This window comes from Sandaracinobacter sp. (genome assembly GCF_041909755.1).
Lineage (GTDB): Bacteria > Pseudomonadota > Alphaproteobacteria > Sphingomonadales > Sphingomonadaceae > Sandaracinobacteroides.
In genome coordinates this window covers 1-23,681 of the sequence record NZ_JAYRCW010000038.1, presented here as the reverse complement: position 1 = coordinate 23,681, position 23,681 = coordinate 1, and the positions used below count along the sequence as shown (strand labels likewise).

Annotated in this window: 19 protein-coding genes; 10 read left to right on the top strand and 9 right to left on the bottom strand. The window is 68.4% G+C overall.

All coding sequences use genetic code 11. The features are described from left to right. The 3 genes from coaBC to ACE3O8_RS07055 all read left to right on the top strand — a co-directional run. Positions 1-857, top strand: an 857-nt coding sequence (gene coaBC, locus ACE3O8_RS07065) for a bifunctional phosphopantothenoylcysteine decarboxylase/phosphopantothenate--cysteine ligase CoaBC (protein WP_374388197.1), incomplete at its 5' end; no start/stop codon positions are given. Continuing rightward, on the top strand, positions 850-1,296 hold the full coding sequence (gene dut, locus ACE3O8_RS07060) for a dUTP diphosphatase (protein ID WP_374388195.1): 447 nt from the start codon (positions 850-852) through the stop codon (positions 1,294-1,296). The genes coaBC and dut, both read left to right, overlap by 8 nt. After that, positions 1,293-2,042 (top strand): ThiF family adenylyltransferase, encoded by a 750-nt coding sequence (locus ACE3O8_RS07055; protein WP_374388193.1) that lies wholly within the window; start codon positions 1,293-1,295, stop codon positions 2,040-2,042. The genes dut and ACE3O8_RS07055 overlap by 4 nt, the downstream gene beginning before the upstream one ends. A 3-nt stretch (positions 2,043-2,045) precedes the next feature. Here ACE3O8_RS07055 and ACE3O8_RS07050 read toward each other — a convergent pair whose 3' ends face one another. Further along, positions 2,046-3,365, bottom strand: a complete 1,320-nt coding sequence (locus tag ACE3O8_RS07050) for an MFS transporter (protein WP_374388191.1) — start codon at positions 3,363-3,365, stop codon at positions 2,046-2,048. Positions 3,366-3,420: 55 nt separating this feature from the next. Here ACE3O8_RS07050 and ACE3O8_RS07045 point away from each other — a divergent pair, with 55 nt between their 5' ends. Beyond that, positions 3,421-4,113, top strand: a complete 693-nt coding sequence (locus ACE3O8_RS07045) for a glutathione S-transferase family protein (protein WP_374388189.1) — start codon at positions 3,421-3,423, stop codon at positions 4,111-4,113. A gap of 9 nt (positions 4,114-4,122) precedes the next feature. Here ACE3O8_RS07045 and ACE3O8_RS07040 read toward each other — a convergent pair whose 3' ends face one another. Both ACE3O8_RS07040 and acs read right to left on the bottom strand, forming a co-directional pair. Beyond that, on the bottom strand, positions 4,123-4,755 hold the full coding sequence (locus tag ACE3O8_RS07040) for a response regulator transcription factor (RefSeq protein WP_374388187.1): 633 nt from the start codon (positions 4,753-4,755) through the stop codon (positions 4,123-4,125). Beyond that, positions 4,752-6,704 carry an acetate--CoA ligase gene (gene acs / locus ACE3O8_RS07035; RefSeq protein ID WP_374388185.1) on the bottom strand — a complete coding sequence of 651 codons (1,953 nt, stop codon included), beginning with the start codon at positions 6,702-6,704 and terminating at the stop codon, positions 4,752-4,754. Before acs ends, ACE3O8_RS07040 begins: the two co-directional genes overlap by 4 nt. Positions 6,705-6,930: 226 nt before the next feature. Between acs and ACE3O8_RS07030 the strand changes: the two genes are divergently transcribed. The 3 genes from ACE3O8_RS07030 to ACE3O8_RS07020 all read left to right on the top strand — a co-directional run bounded on the left by ACE3O8_RS07030 (position 6,931) and on the right by ACE3O8_RS07020 (position 11,478). Beyond that, positions 6,931-8,331 carry a DcaP family trimeric outer membrane transporter gene (locus ACE3O8_RS07030; RefSeq protein WP_374388183.1) on the top strand — a complete coding sequence of 467 codons (1,401 nt, stop codon included), beginning with the start codon at positions 6,931-6,933 and terminating at the stop codon, positions 8,329-8,331. 26 nt (positions 8,332-8,357) lie between these two features. Next, positions 8,358-10,049 carry an MFS transporter gene (locus tag ACE3O8_RS07025; protein WP_374388181.1) on the top strand — a complete coding sequence of 564 codons (1,692 nt, stop codon included), beginning with the start codon at positions 8,358-8,360 and terminating at the stop codon, positions 10,047-10,049. A gap of 67 nt (positions 10,050-10,116) precedes the next feature. After that, on the top strand, positions 10,117-11,478 hold the full coding sequence (locus ACE3O8_RS07020; protein WP_374388179.1) for an amidohydrolase family protein: 1,362 nt from the start codon (positions 10,117-10,119) through the stop codon (positions 11,476-11,478). Here ACE3O8_RS07020 and ACE3O8_RS07015 read toward each other — a convergent pair. After that, entirely contained in the window at positions 11,403-12,179 is a 777-nt protein-coding gene (locus ACE3O8_RS07015; RefSeq protein WP_374388177.1) for an SDR family oxidoreductase, read from the bottom strand. The genes ACE3O8_RS07020 and ACE3O8_RS07015 overlap by 76 nt on opposite strands. 289 nt (positions 12,180-12,468) lie before the next feature. On the opposite strand from ACE3O8_RS07015, the gene ACE3O8_RS07010 reads away from it, so the two are divergent. From ACE3O8_RS07010 to ACE3O8_RS07000, 3 genes are all read left to right on the top strand, one after another. Beyond that, positions 12,469-15,153 carry a TonB-dependent receptor gene (locus ACE3O8_RS07010; protein ID WP_374388175.1) on the top strand — a complete coding sequence of 895 codons (2,685 nt, stop codon included), beginning with the start codon at positions 12,469-12,471 and terminating at the stop codon, positions 15,151-15,153. 156 nt (positions 15,154-15,309) lie between these two features. Further along, entirely contained in the window at positions 15,310-16,002 is a 693-nt protein-coding gene (locus ACE3O8_RS07005) for a cytochrome b/b6 domain-containing protein (RefSeq protein ID WP_374388173.1), read from the top strand. Then, positions 15,995-16,495: a helix-turn-helix transcriptional regulator gene (locus ACE3O8_RS07000; protein WP_374388171.1), complete on the top strand. Its 501-nt coding sequence runs from the start codon at positions 15,995-15,997 to the stop codon at positions 16,493-16,495. The genes ACE3O8_RS07005 and ACE3O8_RS07000 overlap by 8 nt, the downstream gene beginning before the upstream one ends. Positions 16,496-16,552: 57 nt before the next feature. On the opposite strand, the gene ACE3O8_RS06995 is transcribed toward ACE3O8_RS07000, so the two are convergent. From ACE3O8_RS06995 to ACE3O8_RS06975, 5 genes are all read right to left on the bottom strand, one after another. Beyond that, positions 16,553-17,251: a VIT family protein gene (locus ACE3O8_RS06995; RefSeq protein WP_374388169.1), complete on the bottom strand. Its 699-nt coding sequence runs from the start codon at positions 17,249-17,251 to the stop codon at positions 16,553-16,555. Positions 17,252-17,255: 4 nt separating this feature from the next. Next, complete coding sequence (locus ACE3O8_RS06990; protein WP_374388167.1) at positions 17,256-19,151, bottom strand: FAD-dependent oxidoreductase; 1,896 nt, start codon at positions 19,149-19,151, stop codon at positions 17,256-17,258. Positions 19,152-19,210: 59 nt separating this feature from the next. Next, on the bottom strand, positions 19,211-20,497 hold the full coding sequence (locus ACE3O8_RS06985) for a M16 family metallopeptidase (protein WP_374388199.1): 1,287 nt from the start codon (positions 20,495-20,497) through the stop codon (positions 19,211-19,213). A gap of 295 nt (positions 20,498-20,792) precedes the next feature. Further along, complete coding sequence (locus tag ACE3O8_RS06980) at positions 20,793-22,037, bottom strand: M16 family metallopeptidase (RefSeq protein ID WP_374388165.1); 1,245 nt, start codon at positions 22,035-22,037, stop codon at positions 20,793-20,795. After that, positions 22,034-23,681, bottom strand: a 1,648-nt coding sequence (locus ACE3O8_RS06975) for a DUF3458 domain-containing protein (protein WP_374388163.1), incomplete at its 5' end; no start/stop codon positions are given. The genes ACE3O8_RS06975 and ACE3O8_RS06980, both read right to left, overlap by 4 nt.

Below are 23,681 nucleotides of genomic sequence, written 5' to 3'. Positions count from 1 at the left end.
TGCTGGCGACCGATACGCCCGTGCTGGTGGCGCCCGCGATGAACGTGCGGATGTGGGCGCATGCCGCGACCGTCGCCAATGTGGCCGCCCTGCGCGGGCGCGGCGTGACGGTGATGGAGCCGGATGTGGGGCCGATGGCCTGCGGCGAATTCGGGCCGGGCCGCCTGCCGGAGGTGCCGCAGATCCTGGCGGCGATCGCCGCGCAGCTCGCGAACGGGCCGCTGAAGGGACGTCACCTGCTGGTGACGGCCGGGCCGACGCATGAGCCGATCGATCCGGTGCGCTATATCGCCAACCGCTCGTCGGGGAAGCAGGGCTTTGCGCTGGCGGGGGCGCTGGCGGCGCTGGGCGCGCGCGTGACGCTGGTGGCGGGGCCGGTGGCCCTGCCGACGCCGCCGGGGGTGAAGCGGGTGGATGTGGAAACCGCGCGCGAAATGGCGGCGGCCGTGGAGGCCGCGCTGCCGGCGGACGCCGCCGTGATGGTGGCCGCCGTCGCGGACTGGGCGGTGGATGCCGCGCCGGTGAAGATCAAGAAGGGGACGGCGGGGCCGCCTGCGCTGGCGTTGACGGAGAATCCCGACATCCTGGCCGGCCTGTCGCGCCATGCGCGCCGGCCGAAGCTGGTGGTGGGCTTTGCGGCGGAAACCCATGACCTGATCGCCCATGCGCAGGCCAAGCTGGCGAAGAAGGGGGCGGACCTGATCGTCGCCAATGACGTGTCCGGCGACGTGATGGGCGGCGACCGGAACCTGGTGCATCTGGTGAGCGCGGCCGGGGTGGAGACGCTGCCCGAAGGGCCGAAGGACGAATTGGCCCGGCGGCTGGCGGCGCATATCGCGGAGAGATTGAATGGCTGAGGTTCGCGTGGTGCGGATGCCGCATGCGGCCGATCTGGACCTGCCGGCCTATGCGACGGCGGGTGCGGCGGGCATGGACGTGCTGGCTGCCGTGGAGGTGGATTTCGTGCTGTTGCCCGGGGCGCGTGAAGCGATCCCGACGGGGCTGATGATGGCGGTTCCGGCGGGGCATGAACTGCAGGTGCGGGCGCGATCCGGCCTGGCGCTGCGCGACGGGCTGGCGGTGCTGAACGCGCCCGGCACGATCGACAGCGACTATCGCGGCGAAGTGAAGATCATCCTGGCGAATCTGGGGGACAGCAGTTTCACCGTGACGCGCGGGATGCGGATCGCCCAGCTGGTGCTGGCCCCCTATGTGCGGGCCGGATGGGCCGAGGTGGCGACGCTGGACGAGACGGCGCGCGGCGAGGGTGGCTTCGGCTCGACAGGCCGGCATTGATGCTGTCCGACGCGGAGCTGGACCGGTACCAGCGGCACATCGTGCTGAAGGAGGTGGGCGGCGAGGGCCAGCGGCGCTTCCGCGCTGCGACGGTTGCGGTGATCGGGGCGGGCGGGCTGGGCAGCCCCTGCCTGCAATATCTGGCAGCGGCGGGCGTGGGGCAGCTGACCATCATCGACGATGATGTCGTGAGCCTGTCGAACCTGCAGCGGCAGACCTTGTTTTCGACGGCCGACATCGGCCGCCCCAAGGTGGAGGCCGCCGCCGAGCGGCTGCACGCGCTGAACCCGCAGGTGGTGATCGAGCCGATCCGCACCCGGCTGACGGCGGAGACGGCGGAATTCCTGCTGTCCCAGCATGACGTGATCGCGGACGGCTGCGACAATTTCCGCACCCGCAGCGAGGTGAACCGCGCGGCGGTCAGGCTGGGCATCCCGCTGGTTTCGGCCGCGATCGGGCCGTTCGAAGGCCAGCTGGGGGTGTTTGCGGGGCATCTGCCGGACCAGCCCTGCTATGCCTGTTTCGCCGGGCTGCCCCAGGATGTGCCGGGCACCAGCTGCGCTGACATCGGCGTGCTGGGCGCGGTGGCGGGCCTGATCGGCGCGGCGCAGGCGCTGGAGGTGCTGCGGCTGATCGCCGGATTCGGTGAGAGCCGGATCGGCACATTGTGGCTGCATGAGGCATTGGGGGTGGAAAGCCGCACCGTGCGCGTGCGCAAGGATCCGCAATGCCCGGTGTGCGGCTGACGTTCAGCCGATGTCCACCGCGCTCTGCCTGAGCAGGCGGTTTCGCCAGGCATAGGTAGCAAGCACCAGCAGGCCCAGCGCGCTGAGCCAATAGGGCAGTTCGGGTTTCAGTTCGTAGAGCCCGATGCCGACCGCGGGGGCGAGGATGAAGCAGGCGCCGTTCACCGCCGTCACCGCGCCGGCGACGCCGCCCTGTTCGTGCCGCGCGACGGCGAGCGACGAGCCCGCGGTGAAGCCCGGCCGGGCAAAGCCGAACCCCGCCGAGCAGATCGCGAAGGCGAGGACGAGGGCGTGGAAATTCGGCGCGAAGGCGATGCCCAGCGTGCCCACCGCCGCGATCAGCGTGCCCCAGCGCATCAGCTGCGAGGGCGAGAGATCGAGCAGGCGGATGATGCCCCACTGCGCCAGCAGCGTCGCGCCGGCCCCCGCCATGAAAGCGATGGAGATCAGCTGCGTGGCGTGCAGCCCGGAGCCGCCCGCGACGCGATCCATGATGAAGAAGCCGATGGCCTGCCCCGTGGCCGCCTGAAGCGAGCCTGCGGCGAAACCGAAGATCATGAAGGGCTTGATGCGCGGATCCGTCACCCGCATCCGTTCCCGCCGGCCGGTGGAGGTGGTTTCCTCGGCCGCCATCGCCGTCGCCCCTGTCGGCATCCCGCCGATGGAGGGCATGGAGGCTTCCGCTCCGCCGCCGTCCGCCTCGTCCCCGCTGGGCGCATCATCCGGCAGGCCGACCTGCAGCCAGATGACGACGCCCAACGCGATCAGCGCGAAGGCGAACATCGGGCCGGACAGTTCCACCCAGGGAAGGATGAAGATGGGGGCGATCGCGGGGCCGAGGATGGTGCCGAGCCCGAAGGCGGAGGCCAGCACGGCGAGCGACGCGGTGCGTTCGGCGGGCGAGGTGCGGGCGGCCACATAGGCCTGCGCCGCCGGATTGGCGGCCGAGCCGAAGATGCCGAACAGGCCGCGGGCGATGGTGAACAGCGCGAAGGTGACGAGCGGGGCGAGGATGCCCTTGATGCCCAGCAGGATCACGGTTGCGCACAGCAGCATGGAAATGCCGAAGCCGGCGACGCCCAGCTGCATCAGCCGGCGGCGGCCGCGCCGGTCTGACTGGCGGGCCCAATAGGGGGCGCTGAACGTCCAGAACAGGGCCGAGAGCGAGAAGATGACGGCAATCGCCATGTCCGGGATGCGGATTTCGCGGCCGATCACGGGAAGCACGGATTGCAGCGCCGTGTTGCCCGCCGCCGTGACGAGCAGCGCTGCGAACACCAGCACGAAGTGGTTCGAAGGCAGTTTCTGGGGCGCGGCGGACACAAAACACCGCTAGAACGGTTGGAAGGGAATTGCACCTCTTTGGGGAGATAGACGCATGTACCGCCTGCATTACTGGCCGACGCCGAACGGGCACAAGGTGACGCTGTTCCTGGAGGAGATGGGCCTGCCCTATGAGATCGTGCCGGTGAACATCCGGGCCGGCGACCAGTTCCGGCCGGAGTTCCTGGCGATCGCCCCCAACAACCGGATGCCGGCGCTGGAGGATCTGGCCGACGGCGTGCATTTGTTCGAGTCGGGCGCGATCCTGCTTTATCTGGCGGACAAGCATGGCGCCTTCATCGCCCCGGCAAGCCAGGCCCAGAAGCGGGCCGAGGTGCTGCAATGGCTGTTCTGGCAGATGGCGGGGCTGGGGCCGATGATGGGGCAGGCAAATCATTTCCGGAACTATGCGCCCGAGAAGATCCCCTATGGGATCGAGCGCTATTCCAACGAATCCGCCCGGCTGCTGGCGGTGATGGACAAGCGGCTGGCGGACCGGGAATTCCTGGCCGGGGCGGATTATTCCATCGCCGACATGGCGGCCTTCCCCTGGGCGAAGCTGGGCGCGCCGCTGCTGGCCGACACGCCGATGCCCAACCTGCAGCGCTGGGTGACGGCGATCGCGGAACGGCCGGCGACGGTGCGTGCCTATGCCGTGGGCGACGGGCCGGCGTTCAAGGTGCCGGAGCCGACGGAGGCGCAGAAGCAGATGCTGTTCCAGCAGGGGGCCGCGACCGTGCGGCGCTAGGGGCAACGATCAGGCGGGGTGATCCAGTTGCAGCGCCTGCGCGGCCAGCACGGCCTGTGTTCGGTTCATCACGTTCATCTTGCGCATCAGCGCTGTCATATGGCCCTTCACCGTCGCTTCCGAGATGTCGAGCTCGAACGCGATCTGCTTGTTCAGCTTGCCCTTCAGCACCCCCAGCAGCACCTTCAGCTGGGTGGGGGTGAGGCTGGCGATGCGGGCGGCCATGTCCTGAAGCTCGGCTTCGGCGGCATCGGGCTGGGGAAGCGGATCGACTTCGCCGTTGAGCGCCCGGGCGACGGCCGCCTCGATCGCGGGGAGGTCCGCCGATTTGGAGAGGAAGCCGATCGCGCCCCAGGCGCGGGCCTGCGGCGCGGCCGAGCGGGGGTCTGCGGCGGAAATCACCAGGATCGGCGCGTCGGGCCGTTCGGCATGCACCATGGCGACGCCGGAACAGCCTTCGGCGCCGGGCATGCGCAGGTCGAGCAGGATGAGATCCGGCGCCGGGTCCGCCCGCACCGCTTCCAGCGCCTGATCGAGAGTGCCTGCCTCCCGGATCAGGGCTGACGGGGCCACCCCCTGCACCGCGACCCGGAGGGCCGCGCGGAACATGGGGTGGTCATCCGCGATGACGACATAGGTCATGCCGCCTTATCGGCGGCCCCTGCCCTGTTGGCAACAAGGTCCGCGACCACCGACGGATCGGCGAGCGTGGTGGTGTCGCCCAGGTTCGACACGTCGTTTTCCGCGATCTTGCGCAGGATGCGGCGCATGATCTTGCCGGACCGCGTCTTCGGCAGGCCCGGCGCGAACTGGATCACGTCGGGCGTGGCGATGGGGCCGATTTCCTTGCGCACCCACTGCACCAACTCGCGGCGCAGCGCTTCGGAGGGTTCGTCGTTCGCGTTCAGCGTGACATAGGCATAGATGCCCTGGCCCTTCAGATCGTGCGGATAGCCGACGACGGCGGCTTCGGCGACCTTGGCATGGGCGACGAGCGCGCTTTCCACCTCTGCTGTCCCCATGCGGTGACCTGAGACGTTGATGACGTCGTCCACCCGGCCGGTGATCCAGTAATAGCCGTCGGCGTCGCGGCGGCAGCCGTCGCCGGTGAAATATTTGCCGCGGTAGGTGGTGAAATAGGTTTCGAAGAAGCGGCGGTGATCGCCCCACACCGTCCGCATCTGGCCGGGCCAGCTGCGGGTGAGGACGAGGTTGCCCTCTGTCGCCCCCTCCAGAACCTTGCCGTCGCCATCCACCAGTTGCGGTTCGACGCCGAACATGGGGAAGCTGGCGGAGCCGGGCTTCAGGTCTGTCGCGCCGGGCAGCGGGGTGATCATGGCTGCGCCCGTTTCCGTCTGCCACCAGGTATCGACGATGGGGCAGCGGCCTTCACCGACGACGCGGTGATACCATTCCCAGGCCTCGGGGTTGATCGGTTCGCCCACGGTGCCCAGCAGGCGCAGCGAAGCGCGGCTGGTCCTTGTCACCCAGTCATCGCCTTCGCGCATCAGGGCGCGCAGCGCGGTGGGCGCGGCATAGAAGATCTGCACCTGATATTTGTCGATGATCTGCCAGAAGCGGCTGAAATCGGGGAAGTTGGGCACCCCTTCATACATCAACGTGGTCGCGCCGTTGGCGAGCGCGCCATAGACGACATAGGAGTGGCCCGTCACCCAGCCCACGTCGGCGGCGCACCAGAAGATCTCTCCGGGGCGGTAATCGAACACATAGTCGTGCGTCATCGACGCCCAGGTGAGGTAGCCGCCGGTGGTGTGCAGCACGCCCTTGGGCTTGCCGGTGGAGCCGGAGGTGTAGAGGATAAACAGAGGGTCTTCCGCATCCTGCACCTCTGCCGGGCAGTCGGGCGTGGGGGGGGGGACGCGTGCCCCGAACCAATGGCCGCGGCCTCCCGCCACCCCGCCGCCGGCGCGGGGGGGGGCGACGACCACGACCTTCTCGACCGAGCTGCAATGCGTGAGCGCTTCATCGACATTGGCTTTCAGCGGCACGATCTTGCCGCCGCGCAGGCCTTCGTCGGCGGTGATGATCAGCTTTGAATCGCAATCCTGCACCCGGTTCGCGATGGAATCTGGCGAGAAGCCACCGAACACCACCGAATGGATCGCGCCGATGCGGGCGCAGGCCAGCATGGAGACGGCCGCTTCCGGGATCATCGGCAGGTAGATGGTCACCCGGTCGCCCTTGCGGACGCCCAGAGACTTCAGGCCGTTGGCGAGGCGGCAGACGGCCTCGTGCAGCTGGCGGTAGCTGAGGATGCGGCCTTCACCCGGCGAATCGGGTTCCCAGATGATGGCCGGCTGGTCGCCGCGTTCGGCAAGGTGGCGGTCCACGCAGTTGGTGGCGACGTTGAGCTGCCCGTCCTCGAACCATTTGATGCCGAAGCTGGCTTCGTCGTAGCTCCAGTCCGACACCCTGGTGAAGGGCTTCGACCAGTCCAGCCGCTGCGCCTCGCGGCGCCAGAAGGCGTCGGGGTTGTCGAGGCTTTCGCGGTAGAGCTCCTGGTAGCGCGCCTTGTCGATCTTGGCGCGCCGGGCCCATTCCGCGGGCACGGGATAGACATGTTCGCTCATCACCCAATCCTCCCAGTGGCGGGGCGCCGACTCCCACGGCGCACATCCGGCAAGTTGGCATCAGGCTAGCGGCAATCGGCCCGGCGGGGGAGCCCCGACATTGGTCGGGATTCAGGACTTTGGTCTGACACGACCTTTGGCGGGCTGTTTCCGGATGCCGGCCGGGCGCGATGATCAAGGCTGCCCGAAAGCCGGTGGGGAGACCGGCGGGCAGGGAGACATTCCGATGACGCCACGCCATCTTTTCCTGGCGCTGCTGGCCGCAAGCGCCTTGACCGCGCCGGCCGCCGCCCAGTCCACAGGCCAGTCCACGGCTGATATCGAGCGCCGCCTGACGGCGATGGAGGCCGAGATCGGCCGGCTGAAGGCAGAGCTTGCGGCAGCAAAAGGTGCAGCAGGGGGTGCAGCAACGGCGACCGCCGCGAACGTGCAGGCCGCGCCGGCGCCGGCATTGGAAACACGGGTTGCGGCGCTGGAGGAGAAGGCAGCGAAGCCCGCGCCCGACGGCTTCCGTTCGGGCGGGACGACCCTGAAGATCGGCGGCTATGTGAAGCTGTGGTCGGCCGTTTCGCGCTATTCCGCGGGCACTACCGCGGCGGGACAGCTGCTGAAGGATTTCTACCTGCCGCAGCAGATCCCGGTGGGCGGCGAGGCGACGACCCACACCAACATGCATGTGAAGCAGAGCCGCTTCTGGCTGGGTGGAACCACGCCGGTGGGCGAGCGGGTTGCCGCCGTCTATGCCGAGATCGACTTCCAGACGGCGCAGGGCGCGCAGGGGTCTGAACGCACCACCAACGGCTACAACCCCGCGCTGCGCCGCGCCTTCTTCACCCTGACGGGCAAGTCCGGCCAGCTGCTGCTGGGGCAGGACTGGTCCACCTTCCAGAATGTCGCGGCCCTGCCGGAAACGACGGACTTCATCGGCCCGACGGAGGGCAGCGTGTTCGTGCGGCAGCCGATGCTGCGCTATACCGCGAACCTGTCGCCCGTGGCGCAGCTGGCGGTGGCGGTGGAAAATCCCGAATCCGCGACGATCACCAGCGCGTCTGCCGCGCTGATCGAGAATGACGACGACGCCATGCCGGATTTGACGGCCAAGCTGACGCTGAAGCCCGGCAAGGCGGAACTTTCGCTGGCCGGCGTGATGCATGATGTGCGGGTGGTGAACGACGCGGGCGACCGCGAGAACCAGCTGGGCTTCGGCCTTTCGGGCGCGGGGAAGATCCCGTTCGGGCCGGATGGCCGCCACGACATCCGCTTCATGCTGACCTGGGGGCAGGGGATCGGCCATTATCTGGGCCTGAACTTTGCGCCCGACGCGGTGCTGGCGGGCGCCGACCTGCGGACGGTGGACACGCTGGCGGGCTTTGCCGCGGTAAAGCTGGGCTGGACGCCGACGGTGCGGTCCACCTTCATGGCGAGCTTCCAGGACGTGGACTACCCCGATGTGCTGATCCCGGCGGCGGCGAACAAGGCCGCGTGGAGCGTGGCCGGCAACCTGTTCTGGACCCCGGTGAAGGCGCTGGATGTGGGGATCGAATATCGCCACGGCGAGCGCGAGATCATGTCCGGCGCGCGCGGCCGGCTGGACCGGTTCGAGCTTGCCGCGAAGTACAGCTTCTGATGAGATGAGTTGAGAGGGAGAGCGAAATGACACCGCCAACAGGAGAAGCCGCCCTCGGGGCGGTGGGCTTGCCCAAGCATCACGAGGCGACCCAGAGCGAGAAGAAGGTGATCCTTGCCTCTTCGCTGGGCACCGTGTTCGAATGGTATGATTTCTACCTTTATGGCCTGCTGGCCACGATCATCACCGCCCAGTTCTTTTCGGGCGTGAACGAGACGACCGGCTTCATCTTTGCCCTTGCGGCCTTTGCGGCGGGCTTCGCGGTGCGGCCGTTCGGGGCGCTGGTGTTCGGCCGGCTGGGCGACATGGTGGGGCGGAAATACACCTTCCTTGTCACCATGGGGCTGATGGGCATCGCCACATTTTCCGTGGGTATCCTGCCCAGCTATGCCGCGATCGGCGTGGCCGCGCCCATCCTGCTGGTGCTGCTGCGCATGGCGCAAGGGCTGGCGCTGGGCGGCGAATATGGCGGGGCGGCGACCTATGTGGCCGAGCATGCGCCCAACACCAAGCGCGGCCTTTATACCAGCTTCATCCAGACCACCGCGACGCTGGGCCTGTTCCTGGCGCTGCTGGTGGTGATCGGCACCCGGCTGATCGTGGGCGAGGACGCCTTCAAGGACTGGGGCTGGCGCGTGCCGTTCCTGGTTTCCGTTCTGCTGCTGGGCGTTTCGCTGTGGATCCGCATGCAGCTGGAGGAAAGCCCCGTCTTCAAGAAGATGAAGGAGGAGGGCACGACGTCGAAGAAGCCGCTGACGGAGGCCTTCGGCCAGTGGGCGAACCTGAAGGTGGTGCTGATCGCGCTGTTCGGCGCCGTCACCGGCCAGGCGGTCGTGTGGTACACCGGGCAATTCTATGCGCTGTTCTACCTTGAGAAGATGATGGGCGTGGACGGCGCGACGACCAATGTGCTGATCGCCATCGCGCTGGCCATCGCGACGCCCTTCTTCGTGGTGTTCGGCTGGCTGTCTGACAGGATCGGGCGCAAGCCCATCATCCTGGCGGGCCTGCTGCTGGCGGCCGCCACCTATTTCCCGCTGTTCAACGCGCTGGAGCGCTATGCCAACCCGGCCATGGCGCAGGCCCGGGTGACCGCGCCGGTGACGGTGACGGCCGACCCTGCGCATTGTTCGGTGCAGTTCGATCCGGTGGGCAAGAACAAGTTCGACACCACCGGCTGCGACGTCGCCAAGAGCTTCCTTGCCAAGAACGGCATTTCCTATGCCAATGTGGAAGCGCCGGGCACGGGGAAGGGCGCGACGATTTCCATCGGCGGGCAGGCGCTCTCCATGGGCGATCCGTCGCTGCTGGCCGGCGACGACCGCAAGGCGGCGATCACGGCGTTCGCGGATGAGGCGAAGGCCGCGCTGAAGGCGGCCGGCTATCCGGCGAAGGCTGACCCAGCCGCCGTGAACAAGCCGATGGTGGTGCTGATCCTGACGATCCTCGTCCTCTATGTGACGATGGTCTATGGCCCGATCGCCGCGCTGCTGGTGGAGCTGTTCCCCACCCGCATCCGCTACTCGGCGATGTCGCTGCCCTATCACATCGGCAATGGCTGGTTCGGCGGGTTCCTGCCGACAATCGCCTTCGCCATGGTGGCGGCCAGCGGGGATATCACCTTCGGCCTGTGGTATCCGATCGGGGTGGCGGCGCTGACCTTCGTGATCGGCCTGCTGTTCCTGCCGGAAACCTTCCGGCGCAACATCGACGACTAGGCGAATCCGCAAGACGAGAGGGCGGGAGGGCGTTGTGCGGCGCCCTCCCGCTTTCTATGCCGGGGGGATGAAGCGCTTCCTTCTTGCCCTGTTGCTGATCGCCGCCCCGGCGGCGGCTGACGACGCCGCCCTCACGCTCTATTCCGGGGCCACGCTGATCGATGGCACCGGCGCACCGCCCAGGGCGGACCAGGACCTGCTGGTGAAGGGCGAACGGATCGTGGCGACCGGGCCGCGCGGCAGCCTGGACGCCGCCGGCGCGACGCGGGTGGACCTGACGGGCCGCACCCTGATCCCCGGCCTTGTCGACAGCCATGTGCATCTGGCGACGCCGCCCGACCGTCCGAAGGTCGAAGCCCTGTTGCGGCGGAACCTGTTTGGCGGGGTCACGCTGGTGCGCAGCATGGCCGACGATGTGCGCCCGGTGGCGGAGCTGGCGCGGGCGGCGGAGCAGGGGGAAATTCCCGCGCCCGATATCCGCTATGCCGCGCTGATGGCGGGCCCGGGCTTTTTCGCGGACCCGCGGGTGGCGGCTGCCAGCCGGGGCTGGAAGCCCGGCACCGCCCCCTGGATGCAGGCGATCGACGACGCGACCGACCTGAAAACTGCCGTCGCGCTGGTGCGCGGCACCGGGGCCGCGGCGATCAAGGCCTATGCCAACTTGCCGCCGCATCTGGTTGCAGCCTTGACGGCAGAGGCGCACCGGCAGGGCGTGATGCTGTGGGCGCACAGCGCTATCTTTCCGGCCCGGCCTGCGGACGGGATCGCCGCCGGGGCCGACAGCGTCAGCCACATCTGCTACCTCGGCTATCAGGCGGAGCCTGGCATCCACCCGTCTTACGAGGACCGGACGCCCGTGGACGAACGGCGGTTGACGCCCGACGACCCGGTAATGGCGGGCCTGTTCCGCGCCATGCTGGCGAAGGGCACGCTGGTGGATGCGACGGGCAGCCTGTTCGTGCGGGAGGAGGCGCCGCGCCGGGCGGACCCGAAGGCGAAGCCGCTGCGCTGCACCGGCAAGGCGGTGATCGCGCTGACCCGGCAGGCGCATGCGATGGGCGTGCCGATTTCCACCGGCACCGATTTCACCCTGCCTGCGGGCGATCCCTGGCCGGAAGTGCATGAAGAGCTGTTCTTCCTGGCGCGCGATGTGGGCATGCCGCCGCTGGCGGTGATCCGGGCGGCCACGCTGATGGGGGCGGTGGCCGCCGGGCAGGCGGCCGAGCGCGGCAGCCTGGAGCCCGGCAAGCTCGCGGACTTCGTGGTGCTGGCGAAGGATCCGCTGGCGGACATCGCCAACATCCGCAGCATCGAGACGGTGGTGAAGCGGGGGCGCGCCTATGCCCGCGCGGACTACATGGCCGAAATGCCGCCGTCGATGAACAGTTCCGCCCCCGTCACGAAGCGGGCCTCATCCGAGACGAGATAGACGGCGCCCCAGGCGACATCGTCCGGATCGCCGATGATGCCGAGCGGCACCTGCCGGCCCAGCTTCGCCTTCACATCCTCTTTGGTGACACCGGCGGCCTGGAAATTGTCGAGGATTGGGGTGTCCATGAAGGTGGGGTGGATGGAGTTGCAGGTGATCGCGTCCTTTTTGGACGCGCAGTGGAGGGCGACCGATTTCGTGAGGTGGCGCACGCCTGCCTTGGCGCTGTTGTAGGCGGCCATCCGGCCCGAGGCGATGACGCCCGCGATCGACGAGATGTTGAGGATGGAGCCCCGGCCGCCGTCGGCGCGGGTGGTTTCGCGGATCAGCGGGATCGCGTGCTTGCAGCCCAGGAACACGCCGTCGAGATCGATCGCATGGACATGCCGCCAGCTTTCGAGGCTGGTGTCCTCCACGCTGCCGGGGGTGCCGATGCCGGCGTTGTTGACGAGGATGTGAAGCCCGCCGAACAGGCGCTTCGCTTCCGCGATGGCTGCGATCCATTGCGCTTCGCTGGTGACATCATGGGCGAAGCCCGCCGCATCCGGGCCGATTTCGGCGGCCGCCGCGACTGCGCCCGGGCCGTTGACGTCCGTGAGCAGCACGCGCGCGCCTTCGCCCGCGAAGCGCTGCGCCATCCTGAGCCCCAGCCCCGATGCCGCCCCGGTGACGAGCGCGATCTTGCCCTTCAGTCTTGCCATTTGCGAATGTCTCCCTCTGCCCTGTCGCTAGGGAAGGCGGCGGCCGTTGCCAAGAGGCGGCCGGGGTGAGAGCATGGCGTGGTCCGGGCCGTGGCGAACCGCCATGGAACCGCGTTCGCCGGGGTGAATTGTGACGCTTTTGCCACATCAGCACGGCAAACCGGCGTTGTGCGGCGCAGCAAAGGTTGAACGGACGGAGGCGGGCGACTAGCTGGCCGGTCAATAAGGGCCGGGCGGCCAGTTTCGCCGGCCATCCGAAGTTCGAAATCCGAATTCCTTGGGAGATAGCATGCGTTCGATCCTTCTCGCATCCGCTGCGATGCTGTGCGCCATTCCGTCCCATGCCCAGGATGGGCAGACGGCCGAGCCCGACAGCGCGATGGACGGCGGCGACATCATCATCACCGCCACCAAGCGCGCGCAGGCGCTGAGCGACGTGCCGATCGCGGTGAGCGCGGTGACGGCGGAAAGCCTGCAGAATTCGGGCGCGACCGACATCCGCCAGCTGAACCAGATCAGCCCGTCGCTTCTCGTCAGCTCCACCTCTTCGGAAGCGGGTGCGGGCGTGGCGCGGATCCGCGGCATCGGCACCGTGGGCGACAACCCCGGCCTCGAAGCCTCGGTCGCGGTGTTCATCGACGGCGTCTATCGCAGCCGGTCGGGCGTGGGCCTGACGGAACTGGGCGCGGTGGAGCGGATCGAGGTGCTGCGCGGGCCGCAGGGCACGCTGTTCGGCCGCAACGCGTCCGCCGGCCTCATCAACATCGTGACGGCGAAGCCCAAGTTCGAAACCGAGGGCAGCGCCGAAGTCACCTATGGCAATTACGATTACTGGCGTCTGGCGGGCGGCATCACCGGCCCGCTGATCGAGGACAAGCTCGCCTATCGCCTGGACGGCGTGTTCACGCGCCGCGACGGCTATCTGACCGACGTGATTTCCGGGCGCACGGTGAACGACCGCGACCGCTGGCTGCTGCGCGGGCAGCTGCTGTTCACGCCGAATGACGATCTCGAGATCCGGGTGACGGGCGACTATGCGAAGCGCGCGGAAGAATGCTGCGCCAACACCTATCTGCCGTTCCGCACGGCCTTCCGCGATGCGCAGGGCAATGTGCAGACGACGCCGAACAACCCCATCGTGAACATCATCCGCGGGCTTGGCGGCGTGGTTTCGGATGACACCTTTGCGCGCGAAACCTCCATCACGCCGGGGCGCAGCCACCGGTCCGACGTGTCGGACTGGGGCCTTTCCGCCGAGGTGAACTGGAACCTTGGCTTTGGCGACCTCACCGCCATCACCGGCTATCGCGACTGGAAGGTGTCCGCGAGCCAGGACGGCGACTTCAACAACCTCGACATCCTCTATCGCGACAACCAGGTGCGGCGCTTCCGCACCTTCAGCCAGGAACTGCGGCTGAACGGCCGTGCGTTCGACGATCGGCTGGACTGGCTGGTGGGCGGCTATTACGCGCATGAGCGGCTGAACATGAGCGACGACCTGAAATATGGTCAGGACTATATGCGCTATGCCAACTGCATCGTCGCCAACGGGCTTTCGAACACGGCGGCGTCGATCGGCATCAACGGCCTGCTTTCGCCCACGTCGAACGGCTGCGTGAACAGCGCGGTTGCAGCGTCCATCGTGACCAACCCGCTGCTGCCGGCAGCGCTGCGCACGCCGGTCGCGATCTGGGGCGGCTTCGCCGTGCCGGGGCAATATGGCTATGACGCAGTGGCGACCGCCGTGGGCCGCCCGGGCGACACGCTGAACGGCCGTGGCATCGTGGAGGACCGCTATGCCCAGAGCAGCCGGAACTTCGCCATCTTCACGCACAATGTGTTCGATCTCGTGCCCGACACGCTGCAGCTGACGGTGGGCGCGCGCTATACCAACGAGAAGAAGACGCTGGACGTCGATCTTGTCGGCAACAACACGCTGTGCGCGGCGATCGCCGCCAACCCGGCGTTCGCGGGCCTTGCGGCGATGCCCTGCGTGATCAACCCGCTGACGCTCTCTGACAGCGCCTCCAAGACCGAGGACGAGTGGACCGGCACCGTGGTGCTGAGCTGGAAGCCGATCGAGGAGCTGATGACCTATGCCAGCTACTCGCTGGGCTACAAGGCGGGCGGCTTCAATCTCGACCGGTCGTCGCTGAACGCGGCCGCGCCGGATCTGGACCAGCTGAAGTTCGAACCGGAAACGGTGAAGAGCATGGAAATCGGCGCCAAGCTGGACCTGCGCAGCGTGCAGCTGAACGTGGCGGCGTTCCGCGCCGTCTATGACCAGTTCCAGCTGAACACCTTCAACGGCACCAACTTCGTGGTGGAAAACATCCAGGCCTGCCGCGACGACCTGAACGGGGCGGATCAGGACAACAGCGCCGCAACCGGTGCCTGCGCCGCCGACCGGGTGAAGGGCGGCGTCACCTCTACCGGGGTGGAAGTGGAAGGCCTGATTTTCCCCGCGCCGGACGTTTCGGTGAACCTGGGCCTGACCTATGCCGAGAGCCAGTATCGCCAGAATCTGGTGGGCGCGGGCGGGCGTCCGCTGGCGCCGACGCTGGCGAACATTCCCGGCCAGCAGATGTCGAACGCGCCGAAGCTGGTGCACACGGCTGCGCTGACCTGGACGCCGGCCGTGACCGACGATCTGGGGGCGCTGGTCTATCTCGACTATCGCCTGCAATCCGAGGTGAACACCGGTTCCGACCTGTTCCCCGAAAAGCGCCAGCAATCGGTGTTCGTGGTGAACGCGCGGCTGGGGCTGAACGGCAACGACCGCAAGTGGCAGGTGGAGGCCTGGGCGCAGAACCTGTTCAACGCCCAGTATCAGCAGGTGGCGTTCAACGCGCCGTTGCAGGGATCCGGCAGCATTGCGCAGACCGCCGCCAACGGCACCCCGGCGACGACGCTGTTCGGCAGCTTCCTGGCGGAGCCGCGCACCTTCGGCCTGACGCTGCGCACGAAATTCTGATCCGGCTCGACCGGAGCAGACGGAGAGGGCGGGGGAAACCCCGCCCTTTTTCGTTTGCTGCCTCTGCAGGCGCTTATGCCGGCCCTTCCAGCGCCTGTCGGGTGGCGGTTTCGCCGCGTGGGTCGCAATCCGGGCCGGATCGGCAAGGAGCGCGACATGACGGACGACAGGAGCAAGAGGACCGGATCATGGGATCCGCTGGTGCGATTGACGCACTGGGGCATTGCGGCTGCGGTGCTGGCGAACGCAGCCTTCACCGAAGAGGGCGGCGCATGGCATGTCTGGATCGGGACTGCGATGGCGGGGATGCTGGGCCTTCGGCTGATCTGGGGCGTGATCGGGCCGCGAGAGGCGCGCTTTTCGGCCTTTCCGCCCAGCCCCAGCCTGGCCATCGCGCACATCCGGGATATCCGGGCAGGGCGACGCGAGGCGCACCGAAGCCACAATGGGCTGGGTGCGCTGATGGCCTATGCGATCTGGGGCACATTGTCGGTTGTTGCGGTGACCGGCTTTTCAATGAGCGGCTTTCCGCCCGCGACTCCGTCGGCGACCCTGGGCACGGCTTCGCCGCAGGCGGGGATCGTGGCGGAGGGGGCTGAAGCCGCCCCGCTCCGGGCGGTGGACGGCGAGGATGGCGACGAGGTCGGGGACGATGAGGACGAGGGGCGCACGGCCGATGATCGCGCCGGCAGGCCGCCGTCCGAAGCGGGCGAGTGGGTCGAGGAGCTGCACAAAGGTGCCGTGACTCTTCTCTATGGTTTGATCATCCTGCATCTGCTGGGCGTGCTGATGGAAACCGTTCGCGCCGGATTCGGGGTTGTCGGAAGGATGATCGGACGAAGTGGATAGGAGTTCGCGCAATCGCCCGACGCTGCGGACGCAGGCCGTCGCCACTATCGTTGCCATGCAGGCGGTGGCCGCAGCCTTCTTCATCGGAGATGTCATTGCCGATGTCCGCGCCGACGGCATCGGGCTGCATGTGCTGACCGAGGGCGTCGCGGCATTGGCCCTGCTGGCTGGCGTTGTGTTCGGGGCGATGGAATTGCGGCGGCTTCTCGCCGAAGCGGAGCGGCATCGAGAGGCGCTTGCCGTCGCGTCGGGCGCGCTTTCCGTGGTGGTCGGGAAGCGATTTGCGCAATGGGGGCTGACGGCTGCGGAACGCGATGTCGCGCTGTTCGCGCTGAAGGGGTTCGACAGCAACGAGATCGCGAGGCTTCGGGATGCCGCGCCGGGAACCGTCAGGGCGCAGCTTGCGCAGGTTTATGCAAAGGCCGGCGTGAATTCGCGCGCATCGCTGGTGAGCCTGTTCTTTGAGGACCTGATGGACGGCTTGCCGGGATAGGCCTGTCCGGATGCGGCGCGGGTGGAGGCGTCCGGGCCGGACAGCCCGATCCCGCTGTCAGACAGCCGTACCCGCCAGCTTGCCGATCGCATAGGTGACGGCCATGGCGACGGCGCCCCAGAAGCTGACGCGCAGCACCGCGCGGCCGGCAGGCGCCTTCCCTGCCCAGGCGCCCAGCCAGCCCAGGAGGGCGAGCGACAAGAGGGTGGAAACGGCGATGCTGGCGGCGATCAGGGGCTGGGGGGCAAATTGCACTGCCGCCAGCGGCAACAGCGCGCCGGCCGAGAAGGTGGCGGCCGAGGCCAGCGCCGCCTGAAGCGGGCGGGCGACGGTTTCGGATGTGATGCCCAGTTCGGCGCGGGCGTGGGCGGCCAGCGCATCATGCGCGGTCGCCTGCGCCGCCGCCCGTTCGGCGGTTTCGCGGTCCAGACCCCGCTCCATGTAGATCGAGGTCAGTTCCTCCAGCTCCTTTTCCGGCTGGGAAGCCAGCTCCCCGGTCTCCCGTTTGAGGTCCGCCTGCTCGGCGTCTTTCTGGGAGCTGACGGAGACATATTCGCCCGCCGCCATCGACAGCGCGCCCGCCACCAGCCCGGCGATTCCGGCCAGCAGGATGTCGCTCCGGCCGGTGCCCGCACCGGCAACCCCGATCACCAGGCCTGCGGTTGAAAGGATTCCGTCGTTTGCGCCCAGCACGGCGGCGCGCAGCCATCCGATCCGGTCTGCCGCATGGGGTTCCGGATGAGCTGCGTGCCGCACGGGCTCAGGCCGCCTTTGCCGCGCCGGGCTTCACCGGTTCCAGATCCTTCCGGTCTGGCGCGCGGGTCGCCTGCCAGTAATCGACCAGCGCGAAGGGCCAGTTCTGACTGACGCGGCCGCTGGCGTTCTTGTACCAGCTGGTGAAGCCCTGCTGCCCCCAGGCCATCTTCGCATTCTCCGCATCCACCTTCGCGTTGAAGGCGTCATGGACGTCGGCGCGGACAGTAACCGGCCCCTCGGCTGCGATCAATCGCGCCGCCTCGGCGATGTAGTTCACCGAACATTCCGAGAAGAAGATGATGGAGCCGTTGACGACGATATTGGTGTTGGGGCCGTAGATCATGAAGAAATTGGGGAAGCCCGGCACCATCATGCCGAGATAGGCGCGGGCATCGCCGGCCCAGGTCTCGTGCAGGTCCTTGCCGTCCAGCCCCTCCACCTTGAAGCTGCGCAGGAAATCGGAGGCGTGGAAGCCGGTGCCATAGATCAGCACATCGGCCGGGTGGCGCTTGCCGTCTGCAGTGACGATGGCGTCCGGCTCGACATGGTCGATGCCGTCGGTCACCAGATCGACATTGTCGCGCTGGAGCGCCTTCAGCCAGACGCCGTTGTCGCGCAGGGAGCGCTTGCCGCCGAAGGGATATTTCGGGATCACATGATCGAGGATGTGCGGCTTGGTGGTGACCTGCTCGCCGATCTTTTCCACCAGCGCCGCGCGCAGTTCGGCATTGGCCGCGCCGATCGTGCCTTCGGGGCCGTTCCAGCCCTCTTCCGCGCGGACATTGGGCAGCACCCCGTCCGTCAGCATCCAGAACAGCCAGAAGCGGTACCATTTGTCGTAGTTGGGGATATGTTCCACCGCCCACTGGAAGGCGTCCGGCACCGGGTCGTGGTAATTGTCTGTCGGGCCGAGCCACGGCGGGGTGCGCTGGAACACCTCCATATGGCCGACCTGCGGGGCGATTTCCGGCACGAACTGGAAGGCCGAGGCGCCGGTGCCGATGACGGCCACGCGCTTGCCCTTCAGATCCACATCATGCCGCCAGCGGGCCGAATGGAAGGCCGGGCCGGCGAAGCTATCGAGGCCCGGAATGTCGGGGTAGCGCGGTTCGTTCAGCTGGCCGACGGCGGACACCAGCATGTCGGCCTCCATCGGGCCGGCGGAGGTGTCCACCTGCCACTTGCCGCGCGCATTGTTCCAGCGGGCGGCGTTGACGCGGGTGTTGAACCGGGTGAGTTCGCGCAGGCCGTGCTGCGTGGCGAAGCGCTGGAAATAGTGCAGCAGAACCTCGCCCTGACTATAGAATTCGGGCCAGTCGTGGTTCGGTTCGAAGGAATAGCTGTAGAGGTGGTTGGGCGTGTCCACCCGGACCCCGGGATAGCGGTTCAGGAACCAGGTGCCGCCCACATCCTCGTTCGCCTCGATGATGGTGACATCGACGCCCGCCTGCCGCAGCCGGTGCGCGGCGAGCAGGCCCGACATGCCGGCACCCACGATCAGCGCCGTCAGACGGCGCGGCGATTCGATGGGGGCAGGGGCCTTGCGGTCCGCGCCGTCGAGCGCGAGTTCGTCGAGCAGGAAGGGCAGGTAATGGGCCGGAACCTCGCCGCCGGCGATCCAGCTGATCATGCGGCTGACGCGCGCATCGCTGGGAATGGCGGCGGGCTGCGCCGCGCCGGTGATGATGGGCCACAGCACGCGATCCGCCTCTGCCCGGATGCGGGCCTGCACCTCTTCCGGGAAATCGCCCATCCCGTCGCCCCAGAAATCATAGAGCGGGGTGGCGAGGTCGAGCAGGGAATCGTCGCCGGACGCCTGCGCCACGCAGACGGCGAGCGTCGGCAGATGGGTGGTGACGAGCGCCGCTTCGAAATCGGCGCGCGAAAGCTTGCTGGCCATGATCCTCTCCTTCAGGCGGCCAATGCACAGGCTGAAGGGGCAGGCGGCAAGCTGCGCCTTTAGGGGAGGCTGCGATATTCGACGGGGAGGCCCAGCGCCTTCAGCTGCGGTTCGATGGCGGCGCGGTCGCCCACGACGATGAAGGCAAGGTCGCCGGCGGCGGGGATCGGGGCCGCGCGCACGGCGGCGAGCGGCACATTGTCGATCCGGGCCGGCAGCGTCGCCAGATAATCATCGGGCCGGCCCAGCACCACGGAGCGTTCCAGCGCCCCCAGCATCGCGCCGCCGGTTTCGAACTCGGCCGGGAGGCCGCGGACCGACGAGGCGCGGGCGCGATCCACCTCTGCCGCTTCGGGCGGGCGGCTGCCGTGGAATTCCGCGAGAAGGCCGCGGATGGCGGCGATCGACTCCCCGGCCCGTTCCCGATCGACGGGGGCGGTCAGCAGGAAGGGCATGGCCCCCCGCGTGGGCGCGGCAGAGGAGGATGCGCCGTAGGACCAGCCCTTTTCCTCGCGCAGGAGGCGGTTGAGGCGGCTGGTCGTCAGCCCGCCGAAGACGTCGTTGGCGAGCGTGAGGGGCAGGATGTCGTCGCGGCCGGTCAACGGCAGGGGTGCGCCCGCCAGGATGAAGGCCTGCGGCGCGCCGGGGCGATCGTAGAGGATGATCCGGCCCGCCGCCTGCGGGGCAGGCGTGGCGGCCTTCGCGACCGGCAGAGGCGCGGCGGCCGCCTTCAGCCGCCCGAACTGCTGTTCCAGCAGCGGCAGCAGGGCGGCAAGGCTTGTGTCCCCCACCACGAACAGCGTGGCGTCCGCCGGTTGCAGCAGGGCTGCATGGAAGGCGGCGAGATCGGCGCGGGTCACGGCCTTCACGCCCTCGGGCGTGCCATTGCCGTTGAAGCTCTGCCCATAGGGGTGATCCGGGCCGTAGATCAGCGCCGGCGCGGCGCGCAGCGCGATGCCGCCCGGCTCCGTCGCTTCATTGGCAAGGTCTGCCAGCACCTGCCCCCGGATGCGCTCCAGCTGGTCTTCTGGGAAGGCCGGGGCCTGCACGATATCGGCGAACAGTTGCAGCGAGGCGGCGAGGTTGGGCGTGAGAGCGTTGAGGCTGATCCGCGTGCGATCCAGCACGGCGGAAGCCGAAACGCTGGCGCCGAGCCGTTCCAGCCTGCGCGCGATTTCCGGCCCGTCGAGCCGGCCGAGCGCGCCGGTCGTGCCTTCGCGCAGCAGGCCCAGCATCAACCGCTGCGTGCCGGGCTTTTCGCGGCTGTCGGCCGCGACGCCGCCGTCCAGCGCGAGCTGGACGCGCACCACCGGGACGGCGGTGTTGGCGACGAACTGCACCTTCATCCCGTTGGACAGGGTCGCGCGCTCTACCTTGGGCGTGGCGAGCCGGGTGATCTCGCCTGCCGGGGGCGCGCCCTTGCTGCGATCGGCGGCAAGGCCCTGCGGCTGGAATCCGGGCGCGGGCGGGCGGGCCGGGCTGGCCACGATCCGATCGGCCTGGGCGTCGTCGATCCGGGCCGGGTTGCGTTCGCCCGGCGTCAGGGTGATGCGGTGGTCGTTCGCGGTCAGCCAGCGGGCGGCGGCAGCCTTCACTGATTCGGGCGTGGCAGCCGCGATCTCGCCCAGCTGGCGCTTGTAGTCAGCCGGGTTGCCGGCAAACACCGCGCCCTGCGCCAGCGTCTGTCCCTTGCCACCGAAGCCACCCACCTGCTCCAGCCCGCGGATCGTGCCGCTGACGGTGCGGGTGGCGATCCGCGCCAGTTCCTCCGGGCTGGGGCCGGCGGCCTTCCATTCGGCCAGAAGCTCGTCGATTCGCTCCTCCACGGCCGCGGGATCGACGCCGGGGCGGACATCCGCGCCGATCAGGGCGATGCTGGCGCCTTCCCAGCCATAGACCGAGGCGGAGACCCCGACGGCGGTCATAGAGAAGGGAGGTGGGGCCGCCGCCGAGCGTGGCGAGGCCGACTTCGAGCGCCGCGAGGCCGGGCGTGTCCTGACCCGGCAGCGGCCAGGCGCGAAGCAGCTGCACCGTCGCCACCTTGTCGGTGAGGGTCTGGCGCGTGGGGCCGTCGCGGGGCGGCACCGGGCTTGCGAAGCGGGCCGGCGTGGGGCCGGGCGGGATCTGGCCGAACCATTTTTCCACCAGCGGTCGCGCCGTCTTCGCGTCGATGTCGCCGGCCAGCACCAGCACGGCGTTGTTGGGGCCATAGTGCGTCTGGAACCAGCGCTTCGCATCCTCGACCGATGCGGCGCGCAGGTCAGGCTCCCGCCCGATGGCGGGGATCGAATAGGGGTGGTCGGCGGGGTAGAGCGCCGCCAGCAGCGCCGGGAAGATCAGCCCGCCCGGCTGGTTTTCGCCGTCGCGCTTCTCGTTCAGCACGATCTCCCGTTCGGAGCCGAGGATCTTCTCGTCGATGGCGGGCAGCAGCCAGCCCATGCGATCGGATTCGAGGAAGAGGGCGAGATCGAGCGCCGGGGTGGGCACGGTCTGGAAATAGTTGGTGCGGTTGAAATCGGTGGTGCCGTTGAACTGGCTGCCGCCCGCTTCCTCCAGCGGCTTGAAATGATCGACCCGACTGTGTTCCGAGCCGCGGAACATGATGTGCTCGAACAGGTGCGCAAAGCCCGAGCGGCCCTTGGGTTCGTCCACCGAGCCGACATGGTACCAGACATTGACCGAGACGATGGGCGCCTTGCGGTCGGTGTGGACGATCACCCGGAGGCCGTTCGCCAGCGTGAACTGCTCGTAGGGGATGTCCACCCGGGCGACCAGTTCGCTGAGCGGCGCGGGCGTTTGCTGCGCAGCAATTGCAGGCGCGGGCTGCGCGAGGAGCGGCAGCGGCGCAGCCGCGACGAGGGCGGCGAGGATAAGTTTGCGCATCATGCGAGGCTCGTCGTCACGACTTCGGTGAGATCCTTCGAAAGGCCCGGCGTGCGGGCGATGCGGTCCAGTTCCGCCTTCATCAACGGCCCCCATGGCTCTGCCAGCCGACGCCAGCGCGCCAGCGGCTGCACCAGCCTTGCGGCCGATTGCGGGTTGATCCTGTCTGCCGCCAGCACATGGCCGGCGAGCAGGGCATAGCCCGCGCCCTCGCGGTCGTGGAAACGCGTCTGGTTCATGGCGAAGCCCAGCACCAGCGCACGCAGACGGTTGGGATTGCGCGCGTCGAAGCGGGGATGGGTGGCCAGATGTGCGACGGTGGCGCGGGTGTCGCGGCGGGTGGAGGCGGCCTGGGCCAGGAACCACTTGTCCAGCACTTCGGGCAGCGCGTCATAGCGGCGTTCGAACAGCTTCAGCGCCTCGATCCGTTCGACCGCGTTCGAATGGGAGAGGGCGGTCAGCGCCGACATCCGGTCTGTCATGTTGGTGGCGTCGGTGAACTGGAGGAAGGCCGCGGCGGTCGCCTCATGATCATCCTCTGCCAGCAGCAGGGACAGGAGGATGCCCCTCAGCCGGCGGGCGCCCTTGGCGCGCGGGCCATCTTCGGGCGTTGCATCGCAGCTGTGCCAGGCCTCCCACAGCGGCTCGCGCAGGGCGCCGAGAAGGCTTCGGCGCAGGCCTTCGCGCGCGGCGTGGATGGCCTCTGGATCGACGGTTGCCATCCTGTCGCCGATCAGGGCCTCGCCGGGGAGGAGGAGCGTTTCCGCGACGAAGGCGGGATCCTCCCCTGCATGCCCGAGGAGGGCGGACACGGCCCTGATCACGTCTGCATGGCCGACCGCCGTGCCGCCTGCCGCCGAGGCGGTGAGGGCGGAGAGCATCAGCTGCTGCACCGCCTCGTAGCGGGCGAAGCTGTCGTCCTCGTGCGCGGCGAGGATCAGCAGGTCTTCGCGCGCGGGGGCGGGTTCAACCAGGATGGGGGCGGCGAAGCCCCGGTTCAGCGACAGGATCGGCGGTTCCGCGATGCCATCCAGCGACAGGCGCGTTTCGGCGTCCGTCAGCAGCAGGTCGTCGTGCCGGGCGAGGCTGCGGCCGTCGGCCGAAAAGGCAGCGAGGCGGAAGGGAATGGGCAATGGCGGCGCACCGGGCGCCTTGGGGTTCGCCTGACGAAGCACGAGGTCCAGCCGGCCCGCCTGCGCATCATGGCTGGCGTCTACGGTGACGCGTGGCGTGCCCGGCTGTTCGTACCAGCGGCGGAAGAGATCGGCTTCCAGGCCTTCGGCGGCCATGGCGGACAGGAAATCCTCGACCGTTGCGGCGGTGCCGTCGTTGCGCTCGAAATAGCGGTCTGTCGCGGCGCGGAACCTCTCAGCCCCCAGCCGTGTCGCCATCATGCGGATCAGCTCTGCGCCCTTGTCGTAAACGGTCGCGGTGTAGAAGTTGGAGATTTCCGCATAGCTTTCGGGGCGGACTGGGTGGGCCAGCGGGCCTTCGTCTTCCGGGAACTGGCTGGCGCGCAGCTGGCGGACGCCTTCGATCCGCTTCACCGCGGCGGAACCGATGTGGGCGGAAAACTGCTGGTCGCGGAAGACGGTGAAGCCTTCCTTCAGGCTGAGCTGGAACCAATCCCGGCAGGTGACGCGGTTG

What these genes read in the sequence shown, in the direction of transcription:
- dut (WP_374388195.1), top strand. Translation starts at nt 850, where the DNA reads ATGGCTGAGGTTCGCGTGGTGCGGATGCCGCATGCGGCCGATCTGGAC.
- ACE3O8_RS07045 (WP_374388189.1), top strand. Translation starts at nt 3,421, where the DNA reads ATGTACCGCCTGCATTACTGGCCGACGCCGAACGGGCACAAGGTGACG.
- ACE3O8_RS07040 (WP_374388187.1), bottom strand. Translation starts at nt 4,755, where the DNA reads ATGACCTATGTCGTCATCGCGGATGACCACCCCATGTTCCGCGCGGCC.
- acs (WP_374388185.1), bottom strand. Translation starts at nt 6,704, where the DNA reads ATGAGCGAACATGTCTATCCCGTGCCCGCGGAATGGGCCCGGCGCGCC.
- ACE3O8_RS07030 (WP_374388183.1), top strand. Translation starts at nt 6,931, where the DNA reads ATGACGCCACGCCATCTTTTCCTGGCGCTGCTGGCCGCAAGCGCCTTG.
- ACE3O8_RS07025 (WP_374388181.1), top strand. Translation starts at nt 8,358, where the DNA reads ATGACACCGCCAACAGGAGAAGCCGCCCTCGGGGCGGTGGGCTTGCCC.
- ACE3O8_RS07020 (WP_374388179.1), top strand. Translation starts at nt 10,117, where the DNA reads ATGAAGCGCTTCCTTCTTGCCCTGTTGCTGATCGCCGCCCCGGCGGCG.
- ACE3O8_RS07015 (WP_374388177.1), bottom strand. Translation starts at nt 12,179, where the DNA reads ATGGCAAGACTGAAGGGCAAGATCGCGCTCGTCACCGGGGCGGCATCG.
- ACE3O8_RS07010 (WP_374388175.1), top strand. Translation starts at nt 12,469, where the DNA reads ATGCGTTCGATCCTTCTCGCATCCGCTGCGATGCTGTGCGCCATTCCG.
- ACE3O8_RS07005 (WP_374388173.1), top strand. Translation starts at nt 15,310, where the DNA reads ATGACGGACGACAGGAGCAAGAGGACCGGATCATGGGATCCGCTGGTG.
- ACE3O8_RS06990 (WP_374388167.1), bottom strand. Translation starts at nt 19,151, where the DNA reads ATGGCCAGCAAGCTTTCGCGCGCCGATTTCGAAGCGGCGCTCGTCACC.
- ACE3O8_RS06985 (WP_374388199.1), bottom strand. Translation starts at nt 20,497, where the DNA reads ATGAAGGTGCAGTTCGTCGCCAACACCGCCGTCCCGGTGGTGCGCGTC.
- ACE3O8_RS06980 (WP_374388165.1), bottom strand. Translation starts at nt 22,037, where the DNA reads ATGATGCGCAAACTTATCCTCGCCGCCCTCGTCGCGGCTGCGCCGCTG.